The sequence below is a fragment of the Streptomyces sp. NPDC001381 genome, from assembly GCF_042895685.1.
Classification (GTDB): domain Bacteria; phylum Actinomycetota; class Actinomycetes; order Streptomycetales; family Streptomycetaceae; genus Streptomyces.
Genome location: NZ_JBIAWO010000001.1, coordinates 562,112 through 579,544 on the forward strand (window position 1 = coordinate 562,112; position 17,433 = coordinate 579,544).

General features: G+C 71.5%; 12 protein-coding genes. 4 read left to right on the plus strand and 8 right to left on the minus strand.

All coding sequences use genetic code 11. From position 1 onward, the window contains the following. Window positions 1-85: 85 nt before the first annotated feature. The 4 genes from ACFY2L_RS02535 to ACFY2L_RS02550 all read right to left on the minus strand — a co-directional run bounded on the left by ACFY2L_RS02535 (window position 86) and on the right by ACFY2L_RS02550 (window position 5,263). A complete protein-coding gene (locus tag ACFY2L_RS02535; RefSeq protein ID WP_390655707.1) occupies window positions 86-1,765 on the minus strand; it encodes a glycoside hydrolase family 13 protein in 1,680 nt (559 codons plus the stop codon). A gap of 178 nt (window positions 1,766-1,943) precedes the next feature. After that, window positions 1,944-2,852: a sugar ABC transporter permease gene (locus tag ACFY2L_RS02540; RefSeq protein WP_390655706.1), complete on the minus strand. Its 909-nt coding sequence runs from the start codon at window positions 2,850-2,852 to the stop codon at window positions 1,944-1,946. A 14-nt stretch (window positions 2,853-2,866) separates the two neighbouring features. After that, window positions 2,867-3,871: a carbohydrate ABC transporter permease gene (locus tag ACFY2L_RS02545; protein WP_390655705.1), complete on the minus strand. Its 1,005-nt coding sequence runs from the start codon at window positions 3,869-3,871 to the stop codon at window positions 2,867-2,869. Between the two features lie 117 nt (window positions 3,872-3,988). After that, entirely contained in the window at window positions 3,989-5,263 is a 1,275-nt protein-coding gene (locus ACFY2L_RS02550; RefSeq protein WP_390821290.1) for an extracellular solute-binding protein, read from the minus strand. A 392-nt stretch (window positions 5,264-5,655) separates the two neighbouring features. Here ACFY2L_RS02550 and ACFY2L_RS02555 point away from each other — a divergent pair, with 392 nt between their 5' ends. Beyond that, entirely contained in the window at window positions 5,656-6,690 is a 1,035-nt protein-coding gene (locus tag ACFY2L_RS02555) for a LacI family DNA-binding transcriptional regulator (RefSeq protein ID WP_390655703.1), read from the plus strand. Between the two features lie 132 nt (window positions 6,691-6,822). Then, window positions 6,823-7,719, plus strand: coding sequence for a phosphatase PAP2 family protein (locus tag ACFY2L_RS02560; RefSeq protein WP_390821291.1), 897 nt, complete (start codon window positions 6,823-6,825; stop codon window positions 7,717-7,719). A gap of 477 nt (window positions 7,720-8,196) precedes the next feature. Here ACFY2L_RS02560 and ACFY2L_RS02565 read toward each other — a convergent pair whose 3' ends face one another. Together ACFY2L_RS02565 and ACFY2L_RS02570 are read right to left on the minus strand one after the other, a co-directional pair. Next, window positions 8,197-9,759, minus strand: a complete 1,563-nt coding sequence (locus ACFY2L_RS02565) for an amidohydrolase (RefSeq protein WP_390821292.1) — start codon at window positions 9,757-9,759, stop codon at window positions 8,197-8,199. A gap of 25 nt (window positions 9,760-9,784) precedes the next feature. Beyond that, the gene (locus ACFY2L_RS02570; protein WP_390821293.1) at window positions 9,785-11,323 is read right to left on the minus strand and encodes an APC family permease; all 1,539 of its coding nucleotides are present in this window, start codon (window positions 11,321-11,323) and stop codon (window positions 9,785-9,787) included. A 188-nt stretch (window positions 11,324-11,511) separates the two neighbouring features. On the opposite strand from ACFY2L_RS02570, the gene ACFY2L_RS02575 reads away from it, so the two are divergent. Next, window positions 11,512-12,120, plus strand: coding sequence for a TetR/AcrR family transcriptional regulator (locus tag ACFY2L_RS02575; protein ID WP_390655699.1), 609 nt, complete (start codon window positions 11,512-11,514; stop codon window positions 12,118-12,120). Between the two features lie 114 nt (window positions 12,121-12,234). Here ACFY2L_RS02575 and ACFY2L_RS02580 read toward each other — a convergent pair whose 3' ends face one another. Next, window positions 12,235-15,234 carry a bifunctional [glutamine synthetase] adenylyltransferase/[glutamine synthetase]-adenylyl-L-tyrosine phosphorylase gene (locus ACFY2L_RS02580; protein ID WP_390655698.1) on the minus strand — a complete coding sequence of 1,000 codons (3,000 nt, stop codon included), beginning with the start codon at window positions 15,232-15,234 and terminating at the stop codon, window positions 12,235-12,237. Between the two features lie 146 nt (window positions 15,235-15,380). Here ACFY2L_RS02580 and ACFY2L_RS02585 point away from each other — a divergent pair, with 146 nt between their 5' ends. Beyond that, a complete protein-coding gene (locus ACFY2L_RS02585) occupies window positions 15,381-15,812 on the plus strand; it encodes a VOC family protein (RefSeq protein WP_390655697.1) in 432 nt (143 codons plus the stop codon). Between the two features lie 126 nt (window positions 15,813-15,938). On the opposite strand, the gene glnA is transcribed toward ACFY2L_RS02585, so the two are convergent. Continuing rightward, window positions 15,939-17,300 (minus strand): type I glutamate--ammonia ligase, encoded by a 1,362-nt coding sequence (glnA, locus tag ACFY2L_RS02590; protein ID WP_390655696.1) that lies wholly within the window; start codon window positions 17,298-17,300, stop codon window positions 15,939-15,941. Between the last annotated feature and the right edge of the window lie 133 nt (window positions 17,301-17,433).

Genomic DNA, 17,433 nt, shown 5'->3' on the forward strand with positions numbered 1-17,433 from the left:
TGTCACCGGGCGCGACGGTTCGCCGGCGGCAGCACGAAGGCCCGCCGCTCCCCAGGAGTGGCGGGCCCGTGGTGCGGTGCGGGGGTCAGGCCGTCGTCCACCAGACCGTCGTGTCGGCCGGGAGTTTCGCCTCTCCGTCCGTCTCCGCCACCTCGCCGCTGGCGAGCAGGACACGGCCGTACGACGGGATCCGGACCGACTCGCCGGTCGTGTTCGTGACGCACACGAACTCGCCGCGGCGGAAGGCCAGGACGCCCTCCGGGGCCTTCAGCCACTCCACCGCGTCGCCGGCGCCCAGGTCGGGGTGGGTGCGGCGCAGGTGGAGGGCGGAGCGGTAGAGCTCCAGGGTGGAGCCGGCCACGCCCTGCTGGGCCTCCACGCTCAGCTCCGCCCACTCGGCCGGCTGGGGCAGCCAGCTGCCGCCCGTGCCGAAGCCGTACGACGAGCCCTCCCGCGTCCACGGGATCGGCACCCGGCACCCGTCGCGGAAGCCGTCCTGGCCGGCGCCGCGGAAGTAGGCGGGGTCCTGGCGGACCTCGTCGGGGAGGTCGACGACGTCGGGGAGGCCGAGTTCCTCACCCTGGTAGACGTAGGCCGAGCCGGGCAGGGCCAGCATCAGCAGGGTCGCCGCGCGGGCCCGGCGAAGGCCCAGTGCGCGGTCGCCCGCCGAGCGGATCTGGGTGCCCAGGCCGGGCGGGTTGGCGAAGCGGGTGGCGTGGCGGGTCACGTCGTGGTTGGACAGCACCCAGGTGGCGGGGGCGCCCACCGGGCGCATCGCCTCCAGCGTGCGGTCGACGACCGTCCGCAGCTCCTCCGCGTCCCATTCGGTGGACAGGTACTGGAAGTTGAAGGCCTGGTGGAGTTCGTCGGGGCGGACGTAGTTCGCGGTGCGCTCGACCGTGGGGGTCCAGGCCTCCGCGACGAAGATGCGCTCGCCCGAGTACTCGTCCAGGATCAGGCGCCACTGGCGGTAGATCTCGTGGACGCCGTCCTGGTCGAAGAACGGCATGACATCGTTGCCCAGCAGTTTGAGCTGGTCGTGGGAGCCGAGGTCGGGCAGTCCGGCCGCCTTCACCAGACCGTGGGCGACGTCGATGCGGAAGCCGTCCACGCCCATGTCCAGCCAGAACCGGAGGATCGAGCGGAACTCGTCGCCGACCGCGGGGTGTTCCCAGTTGAAGTCCGGCTGCTCGGGCGCGAAGAGGTGCAGGTACCACTCCCCGTCGTCGACCCGGGTCCACGCCGGGCCGCCGAAGATGGACTCCCAGTCGTTGGGCGGGAGTTCGCCGTTCTCACCCTTCCCCGGGCGGAAGTGGTAGCGGTCCCGCAGCGGTGAGCCGGGGCCCTCCGCCACCGCCCGCTTGAACCACTCGTGCTGGTCCGAGGAGTGGTTGGGGACGAGGTCGACGATGATCCGCAGGCCCAGTTCACGGGCGTCGCGGATCAGCGCGTCGGCGTCCAGGAGGTTGCCGAACATGGGGTCGACGGCGCGGTAGTCGGCGACGTCGTAGCCGGCGTCGGCCTGGGGGGAGGCGTAGAAGGGGCTGAGCCACACGGCGTCCACGCCGAGGTCGCGCAGGTACGGGAGGCGGGAGCGTACGCCTTCCAGGTCGCCCATGCCGTCGCCGTTGCTGTCGGCGAAGCTGCGCGGGTACACCTGGTAGATCACCGCGTCCCGCCACCAGTCACGGCGCTTGGCGACGGTGGCGACGGCCGTAGCGGAGGTGGGGGTAGGGGCCGGGGCTGCGGAGTGCTGCTGGCTCATGGCGTCCTTGGTACGTAACGGGGTTGTGTTCATGGTTGTCGGGGTCCTGCGGCGGGTGTGGGTGGTGGGGTGGTGATGAGGCGGCCGCGGTGCCGGCGGGGTCGGATGGACACCGCGGCCGCCACCCGCGCGGTCGGGTGCGCGGGAGTCTTTTCACCGGGTCACCGGCGAGGGCGGGTCAGCCCTTCGTGCCACCCGCGGTGAGTCCGGTCACCAGGTTCTTCTGCACGAGGTAGAAGAACGCGGCGGCGGGTATCGCGATCAGCACGGCGGTCGCGGCCATGAGGTTGCGCTGGGCGTCGTGCTCGCTGACGAACGACTGCAGACCGACGGCGAGCGTGTACTTGTCGTCGCTGAGCATGAACGTCGAGGCGAAGGCGACCTCGCTGAACGCGGTGAGGAAGTTGTAGAAGGCGGCCACCGCGAGGCCCGGCCTGGCGAGCGGGAGGACGAGCCGGAAGAAGGTGCCGAAGGGGGTGAGCCCGTCGACGCGTCCGGCCTCGTCGATCTCGAAGGGGATGGTGTCGAAGTACCCCTTGAGCAGCCAGGCGCTGTACGGGATGACCGTGGTGCAGTAGACGAGGACGAGGCCGAAGTAGTTGTCGATGAGCTTCAGGTCCGAGAGGATCTGGTACATCGGCACCATCAGTACGGCGACCGGGAACATCTGGGTGACCAGCAGCACCCACATGAACTTCTTGTACCCGGGGAAGCGCATGCGGGAGACCGCGTAGCCGGTGGTGGCGGCGATCAGCACGCCGATGAACGTGGTGCCGAGCGTGACGATGAGCGAGCTCTTCAACCAGTCGAAGAACTTGGTGTGTTCGACGACGAACGTGTAGTTGTCGAACGTCATCTTGTCCCAGATGCCGCCCGGGTGGAGGTAGTCGTCCTTGTCCGGGCCGAGGGACAGATAGAGCAGCCAGACGATCGGGAAGAGCGCGATCAGGCTCGCGACGGTCAGGACGCCGTGGGAGACCAGGGAGCCGGCGAGGCTCGTCTCGCCGCGTCGGCGGCTCCGGCGCGGTGTCTTCACGGGGTCGTCCTTGCTCACCGGGGCGGAGGTCTGCGCGGTGGTCGTACTCATGGAGAACTCCTGCCTCAGATCGCGAGCTGCTGCTCGTTGCGGTTCAGCCAGCGGCGGTAGAAGGAGGTGAAGACGATCAGGATGGCCAGCAGCAGGATGCCGTAGGCGGCCGACTGGGCGAAGTCACGCGGCTGCTGTCCGAAGCCGAGGTAGTACGCCCAGGTGACGAGGATCTGCGCGTCGGGGGCGGTGTTGCCGAACAGCAGGAAGATCACGGCGAACTGGTTGAAGGTCCAGATGACGCCGAGCAGGATGACGGTGGAGCTGACCGTCCGCAGGCCCGGGAGGGTGACGTAGCGGAACCGCTGCCAGGCGGTCGCGCCGTCCATCTCGGCCGCCTCGTAGAGGGAGGCGTCGATGGACTGCAGCCCGCCGAGCAGGGAGATCATCATGAACGGCACACCGCACCAGGTGTTGACCATGATCGCGGCGAACCGCTGCCAGAAGGTGTCCTCCAGCCAGAGCGGTGTCGGCAGATGGAGGACGTCGAGCGCGGAGTTGATGATGCCGCCGTCGGCGAGCATGAAGCGCCAGCCGAAGACGGTGACGAAGGTGGGCACCGCCCAGGGCAGCACCAGGATCAGCCGGTACATCGTGCGGCCGCGCAGCTTCTGGTTGAGCAGGAGCGCGAGGCCGAGGCCGATGGAGTAGTGCAGGGCGACACAGACGACCGTCCAGACGATCGTCCAGATGAAGTGCGACCAGAAGCGGTCGTAGGCGGTCGGGCCCCAGAGGATGTCGGCGTAGTTGTCCAGGCCGATGAACTTGTAGGTGGCGTCGATGTGGTTGACGCCGATCGTGCGCGCGGTGTTGAGGCTGTTGGCGTCGGTGAGGGTGAGGTAGAGGCCGTACACCAGGGGATACAGCACGAGGACGCCGAGGACGACCGCCACCGGGGCGATCATCGCGTAGGCGTACCAGTGCTTCTGGTAGCCCCGCTTCAGGCGCCCGCCCAGGCCGGGCCCTGGTTCACGGTCACCGCGGCGCTTGCCGGTCGCGCGGTCGATGGCGACTGTCATGGTTCGACACCTTCTGGATCTTCACGCTGGATCTTCGAGGGGGGTGTACGGCTCACAGGCCGGTGGCCGCCGGATCTCTCCCCCCATGCAGCGGGAGATCCGACGGCCACGCGGGGCTCACTTGCTGAAGTCCGGCACCAGCTTGGCGATGGCGGTCTCGGCGGTGCTCAGGCCCTTGTCGAGGGACTCCTTACCGCCCGCGATCTTGGGCAGTTCGGTGTCGAGCGGCCCCCACAGGGAGCTGTACTCCGGCAGCGCGGGGCGCGGCTGGGCGGCGGCCAGGACGGCGCCGTAGCCGGCGATGCCCGGGTCGGCCTTGACCTGGTCGGTGTAGGCGTCGTCGCGCGTCGGCAGGGTGGAGTTCTTCAGCGCGATGGTCGCCTGGGACTTGGCGGACGTCATGAAGTTGACGAACTTCAGCGAAGCGGCCTGGTGGGCCTTGTCCGAGCCGGCGTAGACCGAGAGGTTGTGGCCGCCGGTCGGGGCGCCCGCCTTGCCGGCGGAGCCGGCCGGGACGGTGGCGATGCCCAGGTTGTTCTTGTCCTTGAAGGCGCTGCCCTTGTAGAAGTTCGTGATCTCCCAGGGGCCCTGGACGATCGCGGCGACCTTGCCGTTGACGAACGCGTCCTGGATGTGGGCGTAGGCGTCGGCGGTGGTGTCGGCCTTGTGCAGGCCCTTGCCGTCGAACATGCTCAGCCAGGTGCCGTACGCCTTCTGCGCGGCGGCCGAGTTCACCGTGATCTTCTTGGCGTCGACGTCGACGGTGTCGGTGCCCTCGCCGTAGAGGAACGTCTGGGCGTAGTAGGCCTGGGTGGAGCCCCAGTAGCCGTCGACGCCGGTCTTGGCCTTGACGGTGGCGGCGGCCTTCTTCAGGTCGTCCCAGGTCTTGGGAGCCTCGGTGATGCCGGCCTTCTCGAAGAGCGCCTTGTTGTAGACGAGCGCGAGGGTGTCGGTGACGAACGGCACGCCGTACGTCTTGCCGTCGTACTTGGCCTGCTCGACCAGGTTCGACTTGAACTTGGCCTGGTCGCCGAGGGCCTCGGTGCCGTCCAGCGGCAGGAAGTAGCCCTTCTTGGCGAAGGCCGGGGTCCAGCCGACCTCGGAGCGCAGCACGTCCGGGGCGCCGGAGGCACCGGCAGCCGTGTCGAACTTGTTCTGCGCCTGGTCGAAGGGCACGTTGACGTACTTGACCTTGATGTTCTTGTTGGCAGCCTCGAACTGCTTGACCAAGGCCTGGTACGTCGGTGCCTCATTGGTGGCGTTGGAGGTGTCCCACCAGGTGATGGTCACCGGGCCGTCCGACTTGTCGCTGCCGCTGTCGTCTCCGCCGCAGGCCGTCGCCGCGAGGGCGAGGGACGCCACCAGCGCGGTGGCCGCTATGCCACGCCGCATGAGTTCTCCTTGAGGGTGAAAGCCCGTGTAGCTACAGGGAGCGGTCCCGTCCGCCGTCCCTGCCGACTTCGCCGACTGCGCCGTTGCCGCCGCCGGGCGACGCCGAACGTAACAGCGTTGAAAGCGTTGCGAAAGTCCTTGCAGCAAAAAAGTGCAAGAGGTCTCCGAAGTTATCCGGGCGTGACCCGACAGCGACCACCGTGAGACGCTTGTTTACGCCCGTCGAGCACTTGAGGCGGTCTGTGCAAGACTCTGCAAGCTCTTGCCATCACTTTCATGAGGGATCACGAGGGAGCGCGATGACGCAGCAGCCCGGGCGCGGCCGGCCCAACGGTCGCCCACGGCGTCCGATTGGTGTGCAAGGCGACACCTGGCCGGTACAGTCCACGTCTGTGACCACACGGCTTGCCGACATCGCTGCGCAGGCGGGGGTGAGCGAAGCGACCGTCAGCCGCGTCCTCAACGGCAAGCCTGGCGTCGCCGCCACCACCCGCCAGTCCGTGCTCGCCGCGCTGGACGTCCTGGGCTACGAACGCCCGGTCCGCCTGCGCCAGCGCAGCGCGGGCCTCGTCGGCCTCATCACGCCCGAGCTGGAGAACCCGATATTCCCGGCCCTGGCCCAGGTCATCGGCCAGGCGCTGACCCGCCAGGGCTACACCCCCGTGCTCGCCACCCAGACACCGGGCGGCTCCACGGAGGACGAGCTGACCGAGATGCTGGTGGACCGCGGGGTCGCCGGCATCATCTACGTCTCCGGACTGCACGCGGACACCACGGCCGACATGCAGCGCTACGAGCAGCTGCGCGCGCAGGGCGTCCCCTTCGTGCTGGTCGACGGCTTCTCGCCGAAGGTCCAGGCCCCCTTCATCTCGCCGGACGACCGCGCGGCGATGACCCTCGCGGTCACCCACCTCGTCTCCCTCGGCCACACCCGCATCGGGCTGGCCCTGGGTCCCAAGCGGTTCGTGCCCGTGCAGCGCAAGATCGAGGGCTTCGTCCGCGCCATGCAGGACCAGCTGGGGCTGGACCCCCAGTCCATCGAGGCCGATCTCGTCCAGCACTCCCTCTACACCCTGGAGGGCGGTCAGGCCGCGACCACGGCGCTGATCGACCGGGGCTGCACGGCGATCGTCTGCGCCAGCGACATGATGGCGCTCGGCGCCATACGGGCCGCCCGCCAGCTGGACCTTGCGGTCCCCCAGGACATCTCCGTGGTCGGCTTCGACGACTCCCCCCTGATCGCGTTCACCGACCCGCCGCTGACCACGATCCGCAAGCCCGTGCCCGCGATGGGGCAGGCCGCGGTCCGCACGCTGCTGGAGGAGATCGGCGGGACGCCCGCGCCGCACAGCGAGTTCGTGTTCATGCCGGAGCTGGTGGTGCGCGGTTCGACGGCTTCGGCGCCGGAGAAGCGAAACCGTCCGTAGGGTGGAGAAGGCGGGGATTTCCCCCACTGCGCCGGGAGGACGGCGGGGGGTCTTTCCGCCGTAGGACGTGCAGGCCGAACCCGACCGAGGGATGATCGGGTGAAGAGGGCTTTTCTGGCAGACTTTGTGTCCATGGGTGACTCGACCGTGACGCCACTGGAAGGCCGTGAACAGGCCGTTCCGCAGCCCGTCACGGCCGGGGGCTCGCCCGCCCCGGTCCCGGCTCCCGCCCCTTCGCCCGACCGCCGCAGGCTCGGCCGTCTGCGCAGCCCGCGCCGGCCCCGCCTCTGGTTCGAGATCCTCCTCATCGCGGTGAGCTACTGGACGTACTCGCTGATCCGCAACGCCGTCCCGGAGCAGCGCTCGGAGGCCCTGCGCAACGCGGACTGGATCTGGCAGGCGGAGCAGCGGCTCGGGGCCGCCTTCGAGGAGTCGGTCAACCACGCCGTGAACTCGGTGACGTGGCTGATCGTGGGCATGAACTACTACTACGCGACGCTGCACTTCGTCGTCACCCTGGGCGTCCTGGTCTGGCTCTACCGCAGCCACCCCGGCCGCTACGCCGCGACGCGCCTGGTCCTCTTCGCCACCACCGCCGTGGCCCTCGTCGGCTACTACTTCTACCCCCTGGCGCCTCCGCGCCTGATGAGCGGCGGCGCCTTCGTCGACACGGTCATGGTCCACCAGACCTGGGGCTCGATGGCCTCGGGCGATCTGAAGCACATGTCGAACCAGTACGCCGCGATGCCGTCCATGCACATCGGCTGGTCCCTCTGGTGCGGCCTGACGATCTTCGCGCTGGCCAGGCTTCCCTGGGTGCGGATCCTGGGCCTGCTCTACCCGGTGGTGACCCTGGTGGTCATCGTCGCCACCGCCAACCACTTCTGGCTGGACGCGGTGGGCGGCGTCCTCTGCCTCGCCTTCGGCTTCACGGTGGCCGGCCTCTGGTACGGGACCCTGCCGTACAGCCTGCCGAGGGCGGTGCCGGAGCGAGAGCCCGGCGTGCCACTGCTGCCGACGAAGACGTAGCCCTGGCGGGCGGCGGAGGCGGGGTCTCGCCGACGGAAGCGGGGTCCGGCACCAGTCGCCGGTGGAAGCGGGGTCCGGCACACCACTTGCCGGCGGAAGCGACGTCCGGACCCCGCTCGCCGGTGGAAGCAGGGGCCGGCACCACTCGCCTACGAAGCCAGGTCCGGCAGCACTCGCCCGCGGAAACCGGGTCCGGCACACCGCTCGCCGGCGGAAGCGACGTCCGGCACACCACTCGCCGGTGGAAGTGGGGTTCGGCACCGCTCACCGGTGGAAGCGACGTCCGGACCCCGCTCGCCGGTGGAGGCCGGGTCCGGCAGCACTCGCCTACGGAAGCCAGGTCCGGCAGCACTCGCCCGCGGAAACCGGGGCCGGCACACCGCTCGCTGGTGGATGCCGGCGTGACCGGCGGTGGGCGGGCCGGTGGTGGGCGGCCGTGGGGTCACTCCCGGGGGACCCGGCGGCCGGCTGTGGTGGTCACCCCCGGTGGACCACGTGGCCGCCGGTCACGGTCAGCCGTACCGGCGCCTCGGCGACTTCGTCCGCCGGGGCCTCCACCGGGTCCAGGCCGAGCGCGGTGAGGTCGGCCCGCAGGCCGACGGCGATGCGTCCGGCGCGGTCGGCCTCTCCCGCCGCCCGCGCCGCATGGGTCGTACACCCCTCCAGCGCCTCCAGCCCCGTGAGTCCCGCCCTCCTCGCAGCGGCGCCCCGTGGCGCACGCGCCGTGGTCAGGACGGCCCGGACGTCGTAGGGGGCGATGGGCCAGTCCGAGCCGAGGGCGACCGTCGCGCCCGCGTCCCGCAGATCACGCAGCCGCCAGGCGTGCCCGGCCCGGCCGGCGCCCAGCCGGCGCGACCACTCGTCGGTGCCGTCGGCCCGGGTGTACGCGGTGTGCGGCGGCTGCATCGACGCGGCCACCCCCAGCTCGGCGAACCTCGGCAGCAGCGCGTCGGGCGCGGTCTCGACGTGCTCGATCCGGTGCCGCCCCCGGGCACCCTCCCCGAGTCCCGCCACCACGTCGAGGACGTGCCGTACGGCCGCGTCCCCGATGGCGTGCGTGGCCGTGCGCACCCCGGCGGCGTGCAGATGCCGTACGGCGGCGGCGTACGCGTCCGGGTCCGGCCAGAACGCCTCCGTCCCCTGGCCGTGGCAGTCCGCGTGCTCCAGCCAGGCGGTACCGCCCTCGACGGTCCCGTCCATGAAGAACTTGACCCCGTCGACCACCCAGTGCCGTCCGCCCCGCCCCTGCCCGGCGACCAGTTCCCCGAGTCCGGCCCGGTCGATCCCCGGCATGCACCAGGGCGCGAACCGCAGCCGCACCGGCAGCACGGTCTCCTCCGCCACCGACGCGACCAGCTCCGGGTCACCGGCGTCCATGACGTGCGCCCCGGTCAGCCCGGTCGCGGCCATCGCGGCGAGCAGGCCCACCAGCCGCTCCCGCCGGACCGCGCGGGACGGCCGGGGCATCACCTCCGCCACCAGTTCCATGGCCGCGTGCTCGACGAGGTGCCCGGTGGGCCGGCCGCCGGCGTCGCACACGATCTCCGAGCGCTGGGCGAACTCCCGCGCCCCCGTCACCCCGGCCGCGGCGAGTGCCGCGCCGCTGACCAGCGCGGAGTGGCCGTCGTACAGGCGCACGAAGGCCGGGGCCCCGTCGAGGACGTCCTCGACGAGCGCGCGGTCGACGGGCCGCCCGCCGAAGGCGTTGTGGTCCAGCCCGAAGCCGACCACCCACCCGCCGATCCGCTCGGCACCGGCCAGGGCGGCCCGCAGCCCCGCCGGATCGGTCACCCCCGACAGATCCACGCCGGTCGCCATGTCCAGCCCCCACACGGGGTGGCTGTGCGCGTCCACCAGCCCGGGCACGAGGTGCGCACCCTCCAGGGGGACGACCTCGGTGCCCGGCCCGCGCCAGTCGCGTACGTCGCTCTCGTCGCCGACGGCGGCGATCAGCCCGTCGCGGACGGCGACGGCGGTGGCGTGGGGCCGGGCGGGGTCGAGGGTGCGGACCTTGGCACCGGCGAGGATCAGGTCGGTCATGCGGGTGACTCCCTTTGTCTGCGGGTCAGGGCTGTTCGGCGAGCGGTGCGGACTCGACGGGCACGGCGGACTCACCGGGCACGGCGGACTCGACGGGCACGGCGGGTTCACCGGGCTCGGCCGGCTCGGCGGCGAAGGCGGCGTACACCCGGGGCCGCGCGCGGCGCAGCCACCACGCGAGGCCGAGGCCCCCGGCGAAGACGGCGGGCGCCAGCACGATCAGCACGGTGTTCACGGTGTCGGAGGCGCCGGTGAACAGGTCGATGTGAGTGATCACGAGCCCTATGGCGGTGGCGAGCAGCACGGCGGCGACGACCGGCGCGACCACAGTGCGCAGCACGCCCTCCTGGTGCCGCACCCGGCGGAAGTAGCAGGGGACGGCGATCGCGGCGAGCAGCTGGAGCACGAACAGTCCGATCATGCCCGGGGTGTTGACCCACAGCAGCAGCTGCTGGTACGGGTCGGCGCCTGCCGCCCAGAACCCGATCACCACGACCGCGCCGAGGACGGTCTGTGCGACACCGGCGACGTACGGGGAGCGGTGCCGGGGGTGGATACGGCCGAGGGCGGCGGGCAGCACTCCCTCCTCGGCGAGCGCGAGGACGTACCGGTTGATGGCGTTGTGGAAGGCGAGCAGGGAGGCGATGACGCTGGTGACGATGAAGACGTGCATCAGGTCGGCCGCCCAGCCCCCCACGTAGGTGGTGATGGCGGAGAAGAAGAGCCCGCCGGGGTCCTTGGCGGCGGCCGCGATCACGTCGCGGTCGCCGAAGGCCTGGATGGTGATCCACACGATGAAGGCGTAGAAGAGCCCGAGGAACCCGATGGCCGCGTACGTCGCGCGCGGCACGGTCCGCTCGGGGTCGCGGGCCTCGCGCCGGTAGATGACGGTCGACTCGAACCCGGTGAAGGCGGCGAAGGCGAAGGCGAGGACGACGGCCGTACCCGGCACGAGCACGTTGCCCGGCGCGAAGGACGCCCCGGAGAGCCCGTGCGCGCCCCCCTTGACCAGCACACCGCCGGCGAGCAGCAGCAGGATCCCGGTCTCCGCGGCGAGCAGCACCCCCAGCAGCTTGGCGCCGAAGTCGATGGAGCGGTAGCCGCCGTAGCCGATGACCAGCAGCCCGGCGAGGGCGATCGGCAGCCAGGGCACGTCGGTGCCGAAGAGGGCCCGCGCGGTGTCGTGACCGGCGGTGCCGAGGAGACCGTAGACGCCGATCTCCATGCCGTTGTAGCCGATGAGGGCGAGCAGCGCGGCACCGATGCCGACGGGACGCCCGAGCCCCCGGGTGATGTACGCGTAGAAGGCGCCGCCGCTGCGCACGTGCCGGCTCATGGTGGTGAAGCCGACGGCGAAGACGGCGAGGGTGAGACCGGCGATGAGGTAGCCGGCCGGGGCGCCGACGCCGCCGAGCAGGATCGCGAGCGGGGCGACGCCCGCCATGACGGTGAGCGGGGCGGCGGCGGAGACGACGAAGAAGGCGATGTCGGCGGTGCCGAGCGAGCCGGAGCGGAGGGTCGCCGCGGCGGGCGGCGTTCTCTTCTCGGGGGTGGTGACGGACATGGGAAGCCCTTCGAGCGCGGCGGACGGGAGGGTTCCGGGCGTGCGGGATGACCGGCGATCCCGAGGCGGGGTGGCTGCCCCGGACCCGTAAATCTAAAGGCTTTCGGTTTCGGCAATGTAGCCTCCTCCTGGGCATCCGGGAAGCCCCTCACCGACCTTCGTCCGACATCCACGGGGAGAACGCACACATGGGACGGCCGCGCACACCGCTCCTCGACCGCGAGCGCATCACCACGACCGCGCTGCAACTCATCGACGAGCAGGGAGAGTTCAGCGTGCCGCAGATCGCCAGACGGCTCGGCGTGCAGACCGGCTCGGTGTACCACCACGTGGACGGCCGCGACGGCATAGTGGAACTCCTGCGCGAACGGGTCGCCTCCGCGATCGACCCGCGGACCCTCGACCTCACCCCCTGGGACCGGGCGCTGGAGTCCTGGGCCCGCTCCTACCGGGCCGCGTTCGCCGCGCACCCGAGGACGATCCCGCTGCTGATGACCTCCCCCGTGCGGGCCCCCCGCGTCCTGGAACAGTACGAACGGGCGGTGACCCTCCTCCTGGACGCGGGTTTCGCCCCCGCCGACGTGATGCCGATGATCATCGCCCTGGAGAACCTGGTCCTGGGCTCGGCCCTGGACCTCGCGGCCCCCGAGACGATGTGGGAACTGACGGACGACACCCCCACCCCCCACCTGGCCGAAGCCCTGGCGGCGGTCTCGGAGAACAGGGCGGACCGAGCCTTCGAAACAGGCCTGCAAGGCCTGATGAACCACGCGAGAACCCTGCGGACCACCACGTGACAGCCCTCACGGCCCCGCCCCGCCCACACGGGCGGGCGGGCAGGTGGGCGGCGGGTGGGCGGGCGCGGAACTCTCCTCAGCCCCGCAACGGCGAGTCCTCCCGCACAGCCCCGCTCACCCCCCGTAGAACAACTGCTCCACGACCCCCCGAGCCCGCCGAGCCGTCCGCCGGTACCCGTCCAGCAGCTCCCCCACCCGCCCGGGCCCGTACCCCAGATACCGGCCCACGGCAGCCAGCTCCCGGCTCTCCGAGGGAAACGTGTCCCCCGCCCGCCCCCGCACCAGCATCACGGCGTTGCGCACCCGCGTGGCCAGCACCCACGCCTCGTCGAGGATCTCCGCGTCCTCCTCCGAGATGACCCCGGCCGCACGCGCCGCGCTCAGCGCCTCCCGGGTCCGTGTGGTCCGCAGCCCCGGCTCCCCCCACCCGTGCCGCATCTGCAGCAACTGCACGGTCCACTCCACGTCGGACAGCCCGCCCGGCCCCAGCTTGGTGTGCAGCTTCGGATCCGCCCCCCGGGGCATCCGCTCCGACTCCATCCGGGCCTTCAGCCGCCGGATCTCCCGCACGGCATCCTCCCCGAGCCCGTCCGCCGGATACCGCAGCGGATCGATCAGCTCGATGAACCGCCGCCCCAACTCCTCGTCCCCCGCCACGGGTTCGGCCCGCAGCAGCGCCTGCGACTCCCACACCAGCGACCACCGCCGGTAGTAGGCCTCGTACGACTTCAGCGTCCGTACGAGCGGCCCGGACTTGCCCTCGGGCCGCAGATCGGCGTCGACCAGCAACGGCGGATCGGCACTGGGGATCTGCAGCAGCCGCCGCATCTCGGCGACGACCCGGTTGGCGGCCTCGCCGGCCTCCCGCTCCTCGACGCCTTCCCGCGGCTCGTGCACGAACAGGACGTCCGCGTCCGAGCCGTATCCCAGTTCGTGCCCGCCGAACCGCCCCATGCCGATCACCGCGAACCGGGTGGGCAGACTGTCCCCCCAGCCCTCCCGCACCACGGCCCGCAACGTCCCGGCCAGGGTGGCGGCCGTCAGGTCCGAGACGGCGGCCCCCACCCGGTCCACCAGCGCCCCCTGATCGGGCTCGGCCGGCTGCATCTCGGTGCCGTACGAACCGACGATGTCCCCCGCGGCCGTACGGAACAGCTCCCGCCGCCGCACCCCGCGCGCCGCGGTGACGGCCTGCTGGGCGTTCTCCGCGCGCCCCACCGTGGCCAGGATCTCCTGCTCCAGGTGCGCCCGCCCGCGCGGCTGGAGCCCGCCCCCGTCGCCGTCGGCGTCGCCCAGCAGCGCGACGGCCTCCGGCGCCCGCATCAGCAGATCGGGAGCGAGCCGCCCGGCGGACAGCACCCGGGCGAGGTTCTCGGCCGCGGCCCCCTCGTCCCTCAGCAGCCTCAGATACCACGGCGTCTTCCCCAACGCGTCGGACACCTTGCGGAAGTTGAGCAGCCCGGCGTCCGGATCGGCGGAGTCGGCGAACCACGCCAGCAGCACCGGCAGCAGCGTCCGCTGGATGGCGGCCTTCCGGCTGACGCCCGAAGCCAGCGCCTCCAGATGCCTCAGCGCGGAACCGGGATCCGCGTACCCCAGGGCGACCAGCCGCTCCCGGGCCGCGGCCAGGCTCAACCGGGCCTCGCCGGTGGCGAGTTGGGCCACCGCGTCCAGCAGCGGCCGGTAGAAGATCTTCTCGTGCAGCCGCCGCACCACGGCCGCGTGCCGCTTCCACTCCCGGTTCAGCTCCCCGACCGGATCGGCCCGCAGCCCCAACGACCGCCCGAGCCGCCGCTGGTCGTCCTCCTGCTCGGGGACGAGATGGGTCCGGCGCAGCCGGTAGAGCTGGATCCGGTGCTCCATGGACCGCAGGAAGCGGTAGGCGTCGTCGAGCTGGACGGCGTCCGCCCGCCCCACATACCCGCCCGCGGCCAGGGCCTGCAGGGCGTCCAGAGTCGTCCCGCTCCTCAGCGAGGCGTCGGACCGCCCGTGCACCAACTGCAGCAGCTGCACGGCGAACTCGACGTCCCGCAGCCCGCCGGGCCCGAGCTTCAGCTCACGCTCGACCTCGGCGGCCGGAATGTTCTCGACGACTCGCCGCCGCATCTTCTGCACGTCGGCGACGAAGTTCTCCCGCTCGGCCGCCTTCCACACCAGCGGCTCGACGGCGGCGATGTACTCGGCCCCCAGCTCCAGGTCCCCCGCCACCGGCCGGGCCTTGAGCAGCGCCTGGAACTCCCAGGTCTTGGCCCACCGCTGGTAGTAGGCGAGATGGCTGCTCAGCGTCCGCACGAGCGGCCCGTTGCGCCCCTCGGGCCGCAGATTGGCGTCGACGGGCCAGATGGTGCCCTCGACGGTCGTCTCGGAACAGATCCGCATCATGTGGGAGGCGAGCTTGGTGGCGGCCCGCAGCGCCTTGCCCTCGTCGGCCCCGTCGGCGGCCTCCCCCACGAAGATGACGTCCACGTCGGACACGTAGTTCAGCTCGTGGCCGCCGCACTTCCCCATGGCGATGACGGCGAGCCGGCACAGCGCCGCCTCCTCGGGCGCGGCACTCCGTGCGATGCCGAGCGCGGCCCGCAGGGTGGCCGTGGCCAGGTCGGCGAGCTCGGCCGCGGTCTGAGCGACATCGGTCGTCCCGCACACGTCCCGCGCGGCGATCGACAGCAGACACCGCCGGTAGGCGACCCGCAGGGACACCGGGTCGTCCGCCTCCGCGAGCCCCCGTTCGAACTCCTCCACCCCGGGATGCAGATCCCTGGGCTCGTACGTGAGCAGCGCCTCCCAGTCCCGGGGATGCCGGGCCAGGTGGTCGGCGAGGGCGGCGGACGCTCCCAGCACTCCCAGCAGCCGGTCCCGCAACGGCTTGGCCGCTATCAGGGTGTCGAGCAGTCCCCGGCGGGCCGTGGGCCCGGACTGGGCCTCCAGCAGCCGTACGAGCCCGCGCAGCGCGAGATCCGGGTCGGCGGTCGCCCCCAGCGCCTCCAGCAGGAACGGATCGCTGCGCACCGGGGACAGCTCAGGCCCGTCCAGCAGCCGCTCGGCGGCGGAGGGGTCCGTGAAGCCGTGCCGCAGCAGCCGAGTGAAGGTACTGCTCCTGCGCCCCGGCGCCATCCCCGGCCCTCCCTCGGATCAAGGTCGTACGCCCCCGAGCGTAACCCGCGCCCCTCGGTGGCGCCCCGTGCCGGTTTCGGGTTCCGTGGAACAGGAGCGGCCGCGGCGACGGAGCCGGAGGGCCGAGGGAGGCGAGGAGCCAAACCATGGACATGTCGCTAGAGGTGGTCCTGCTGCCGGTGTCCGACGTGGACCGCGCCAAGGAGTTCTACCGGGACAAGGTCGGCTTCCACGTGGACCTCGACGGCGAGGTCATGGAGGGCGTACGCATCGTCCAGCTCACTCCGCCCGGCTCGGGCTGTTCGATCGCCCTGGCCGGCGGTCTCCAGGTGCCCACGGGCACGCCTCGGCCCGGCAGCTACCACGGCCTGCAGCTCTGCGTCACGGACGCCGACGCGGCCTACCGGGAACTGACCGCCCGCGGCCTGGACGTCACCGAACCCCAGCGCTTCGCCCCTCAGGACGGCGCCACCTTCATGTACTTCAAGGACCCGGACGGCAACGGCTGGGCGATCCAGGAGTACCGCCGCAGACTGACGGAACCCCTGCACCAGGTGCTCGCCGGCACCGGCGGCTGAGCAGCCGCCCCGAAGGCCCGCGGAACCGCACCGGAACGCGGCCCCGCCCCACGAGCGCGACAAGCCCCCACCGGGAAGGGCCGCCGCACCCCCGCGCGCCCCGGGGCGCGCCGACGCCCCCGGGCCCTACAGGACCGGCAGGTTCTTCCGCAGCTCGAACGCGGTGACCTCCGAGCGGTACTCCTCCCACTCCTGCTTCTTGTTGCGCAGGAAGAAGTCGAAGACGTGCTCGCCGAGTGTCTCGGCGACGAGGTCGCTGCGTTCCATCAGGGTGAGGGCCTCGCCGAGGTTCTGGGGCAGCGGCTCGATGCCCATGGCGCGTCGCTCCGCGTCGGAGAGGGCCCAGACGTCGTCCTCGGCGCCCGGCGGAAGCTCGTAGCCCTCCTCGACGCCCTTGAGGCCGGCGGCGAGGAGCATGGCGTAGGCCAGGTAGGGGTTGGCGCCGGAGTCGAGGGAGCGGACCTCGATGCGGGCGGAGCCGGTCTTGCCGGGCTTGTACATGGGGACGCGGACCAGGGCGGAGCGGTTGTTGTGGCCCCAGCAGATGTACGAGGGGGCCTCGCCGCCGGCGCCCGCGGTGCGCTCGGTGCCGCCCCAGATGCGCTTGTAGGAGTTGACCCACTGGTTGGTGACGGCGGCGATCTCGGCGGCGTGCTTCAGCAGGCCGGCGATGAAGGACCGGCCGACCTTCGAGAGCTGGTACTCGGCGCCGGACTCGTAGAACGCGTTGCGGTCGCCCTCGAACAGGGACAGGTGGGTGTGCATGCCGGAGCCCGGGTGCTCGGAGAACGGCTTCGGCATGAAGGTCGCCTGCACGCCCTGCTCCAGCGCCACCTGCTTCATGACCAGGCGGAAGGTCATGATGTTGTCGGCCGTGGAGAGCGCGTCGGCGTAGCGGAGGTCGATCTCCTGCTGGCCGGGGGCGCCCTCGTGGTGGGAGAACTCGACCGAGATGCCCATCGACTCCAGCATGGTGATCGCCTGGCGGCGGAAGTCCATGCCCACGTTCTGCGGGGTGTGGTCGAAGTAACCCGAGTTGTCGGCGGGGGTCGGGCGGGAGCCGTCGACCGGCTTGTCCTTCAGCAGGAAGAACTCGATCTCCGGGTGGGTGTAGAAGGTGAAGCCCAGGTCGGAGGCGCGGGCGAGGGCTCGCTTGAGCACGTAGCGCGGGTCCGCGAAGGACGGGGAGCCGTCCGGCATGAGGATGTCGCAGAACATGCGGGCGGTGCCGGGGGCCTCCGCGCGCCAGGGCAGGACCTGGAAGGTGGACGGGTCCGGCTTGGCGATCATGTCGGACTCGTAGACCCGGGCGAAGCCCTCGATCGCGGAGCCGTCGAAGCCGATCCCCTCGTCGAACGCCTGCTCGAGCTCGGCCGGGGCCACGGCGACGGACTTGAGGAAGCCCAGCACGTCCGTGAACCACAGGCGTACGAACCGGATGTCGCGCTCCTCCAAGGTCCGGAGCACGAACTCCTGCTGCTTGTCCATCTTCCGCTTCCCCATCCTTGCTGGTCAGGCCGCCTGTCCCTCGTCCCGCGAGAGGCGGTCGGGCACCCGAGCATCCCACCACAACACCATTTCGTGCGCGTTGCGGACCATGATCGCCTGGGCGACCCCGCCC

Excerpts from the sequence above, each read along its gene's own strand:
- ACFY2L_RS02560 (WP_390821291.1), top strand. The coding sequence starts at position 6,823 with ATGGGTGACTCGACCGTGACGCCACTGGAAGGCCGTGAACAGGCCGTT.
- ACFY2L_RS02570 (WP_390821293.1), bottom strand. The coding sequence starts at position 11,323 with ATGTCCGTCACCACCCCCGAGAAGAGAACGCCGCCCGCCGCGGCGACC.
- ACFY2L_RS02535 (WP_390655707.1), bottom strand. The coding sequence starts at position 1,765 with ATGAGCCAGCAGCACTCCGCAGCCCCGGCCCCTACCCCCACCTCCGCT.
- ACFY2L_RS02540 (WP_390655706.1), bottom strand. The coding sequence starts at position 2,852 with ATGAGTACGACCACCGCGCAGACCTCCGCCCCGGTGAGCAAGGACGAC.
- ACFY2L_RS02585 (WP_390655697.1), top strand. The coding sequence starts at position 15,381 with ATGGACATGTCGCTAGAGGTGGTCCTGCTGCCGGTGTCCGACGTGGAC.
- ACFY2L_RS02580 (WP_390655698.1), bottom strand. The coding sequence starts at position 15,234 with ATGGCGCCGGGGCGCAGGAGCAGTACCTTCACTCGGCTGCTGCGGCAC.
- ACFY2L_RS02550 (WP_390821290.1), bottom strand. The coding sequence starts at position 5,263 with ATGCGGCGTGGCATAGCGGCCACCGCGCTGGTGGCGTCCCTCGCCCTC.
- ACFY2L_RS02575 (WP_390655699.1), top strand. The coding sequence starts at position 11,512 with ATGGGACGGCCGCGCACACCGCTCCTCGACCGCGAGCGCATCACCACG.
- glnA (WP_390655696.1), bottom strand. The coding sequence starts at position 17,300 with ATGGACAAGCAGCAGGAGTTCGTGCTCCGGACCTTGGAGGAGCGCGAC.
- ACFY2L_RS02545 (WP_390655705.1), bottom strand. The coding sequence starts at position 3,871 with ATGACAGTCGCCATCGACCGCGCGACCGGCAAGCGCCGCGGTGACCGT.
- ACFY2L_RS02565 (WP_390821292.1), bottom strand. The coding sequence starts at position 9,759 with ATGACCGACCTGATCCTCGCCGGTGCCAAGGTCCGCACCCTCGACCCC.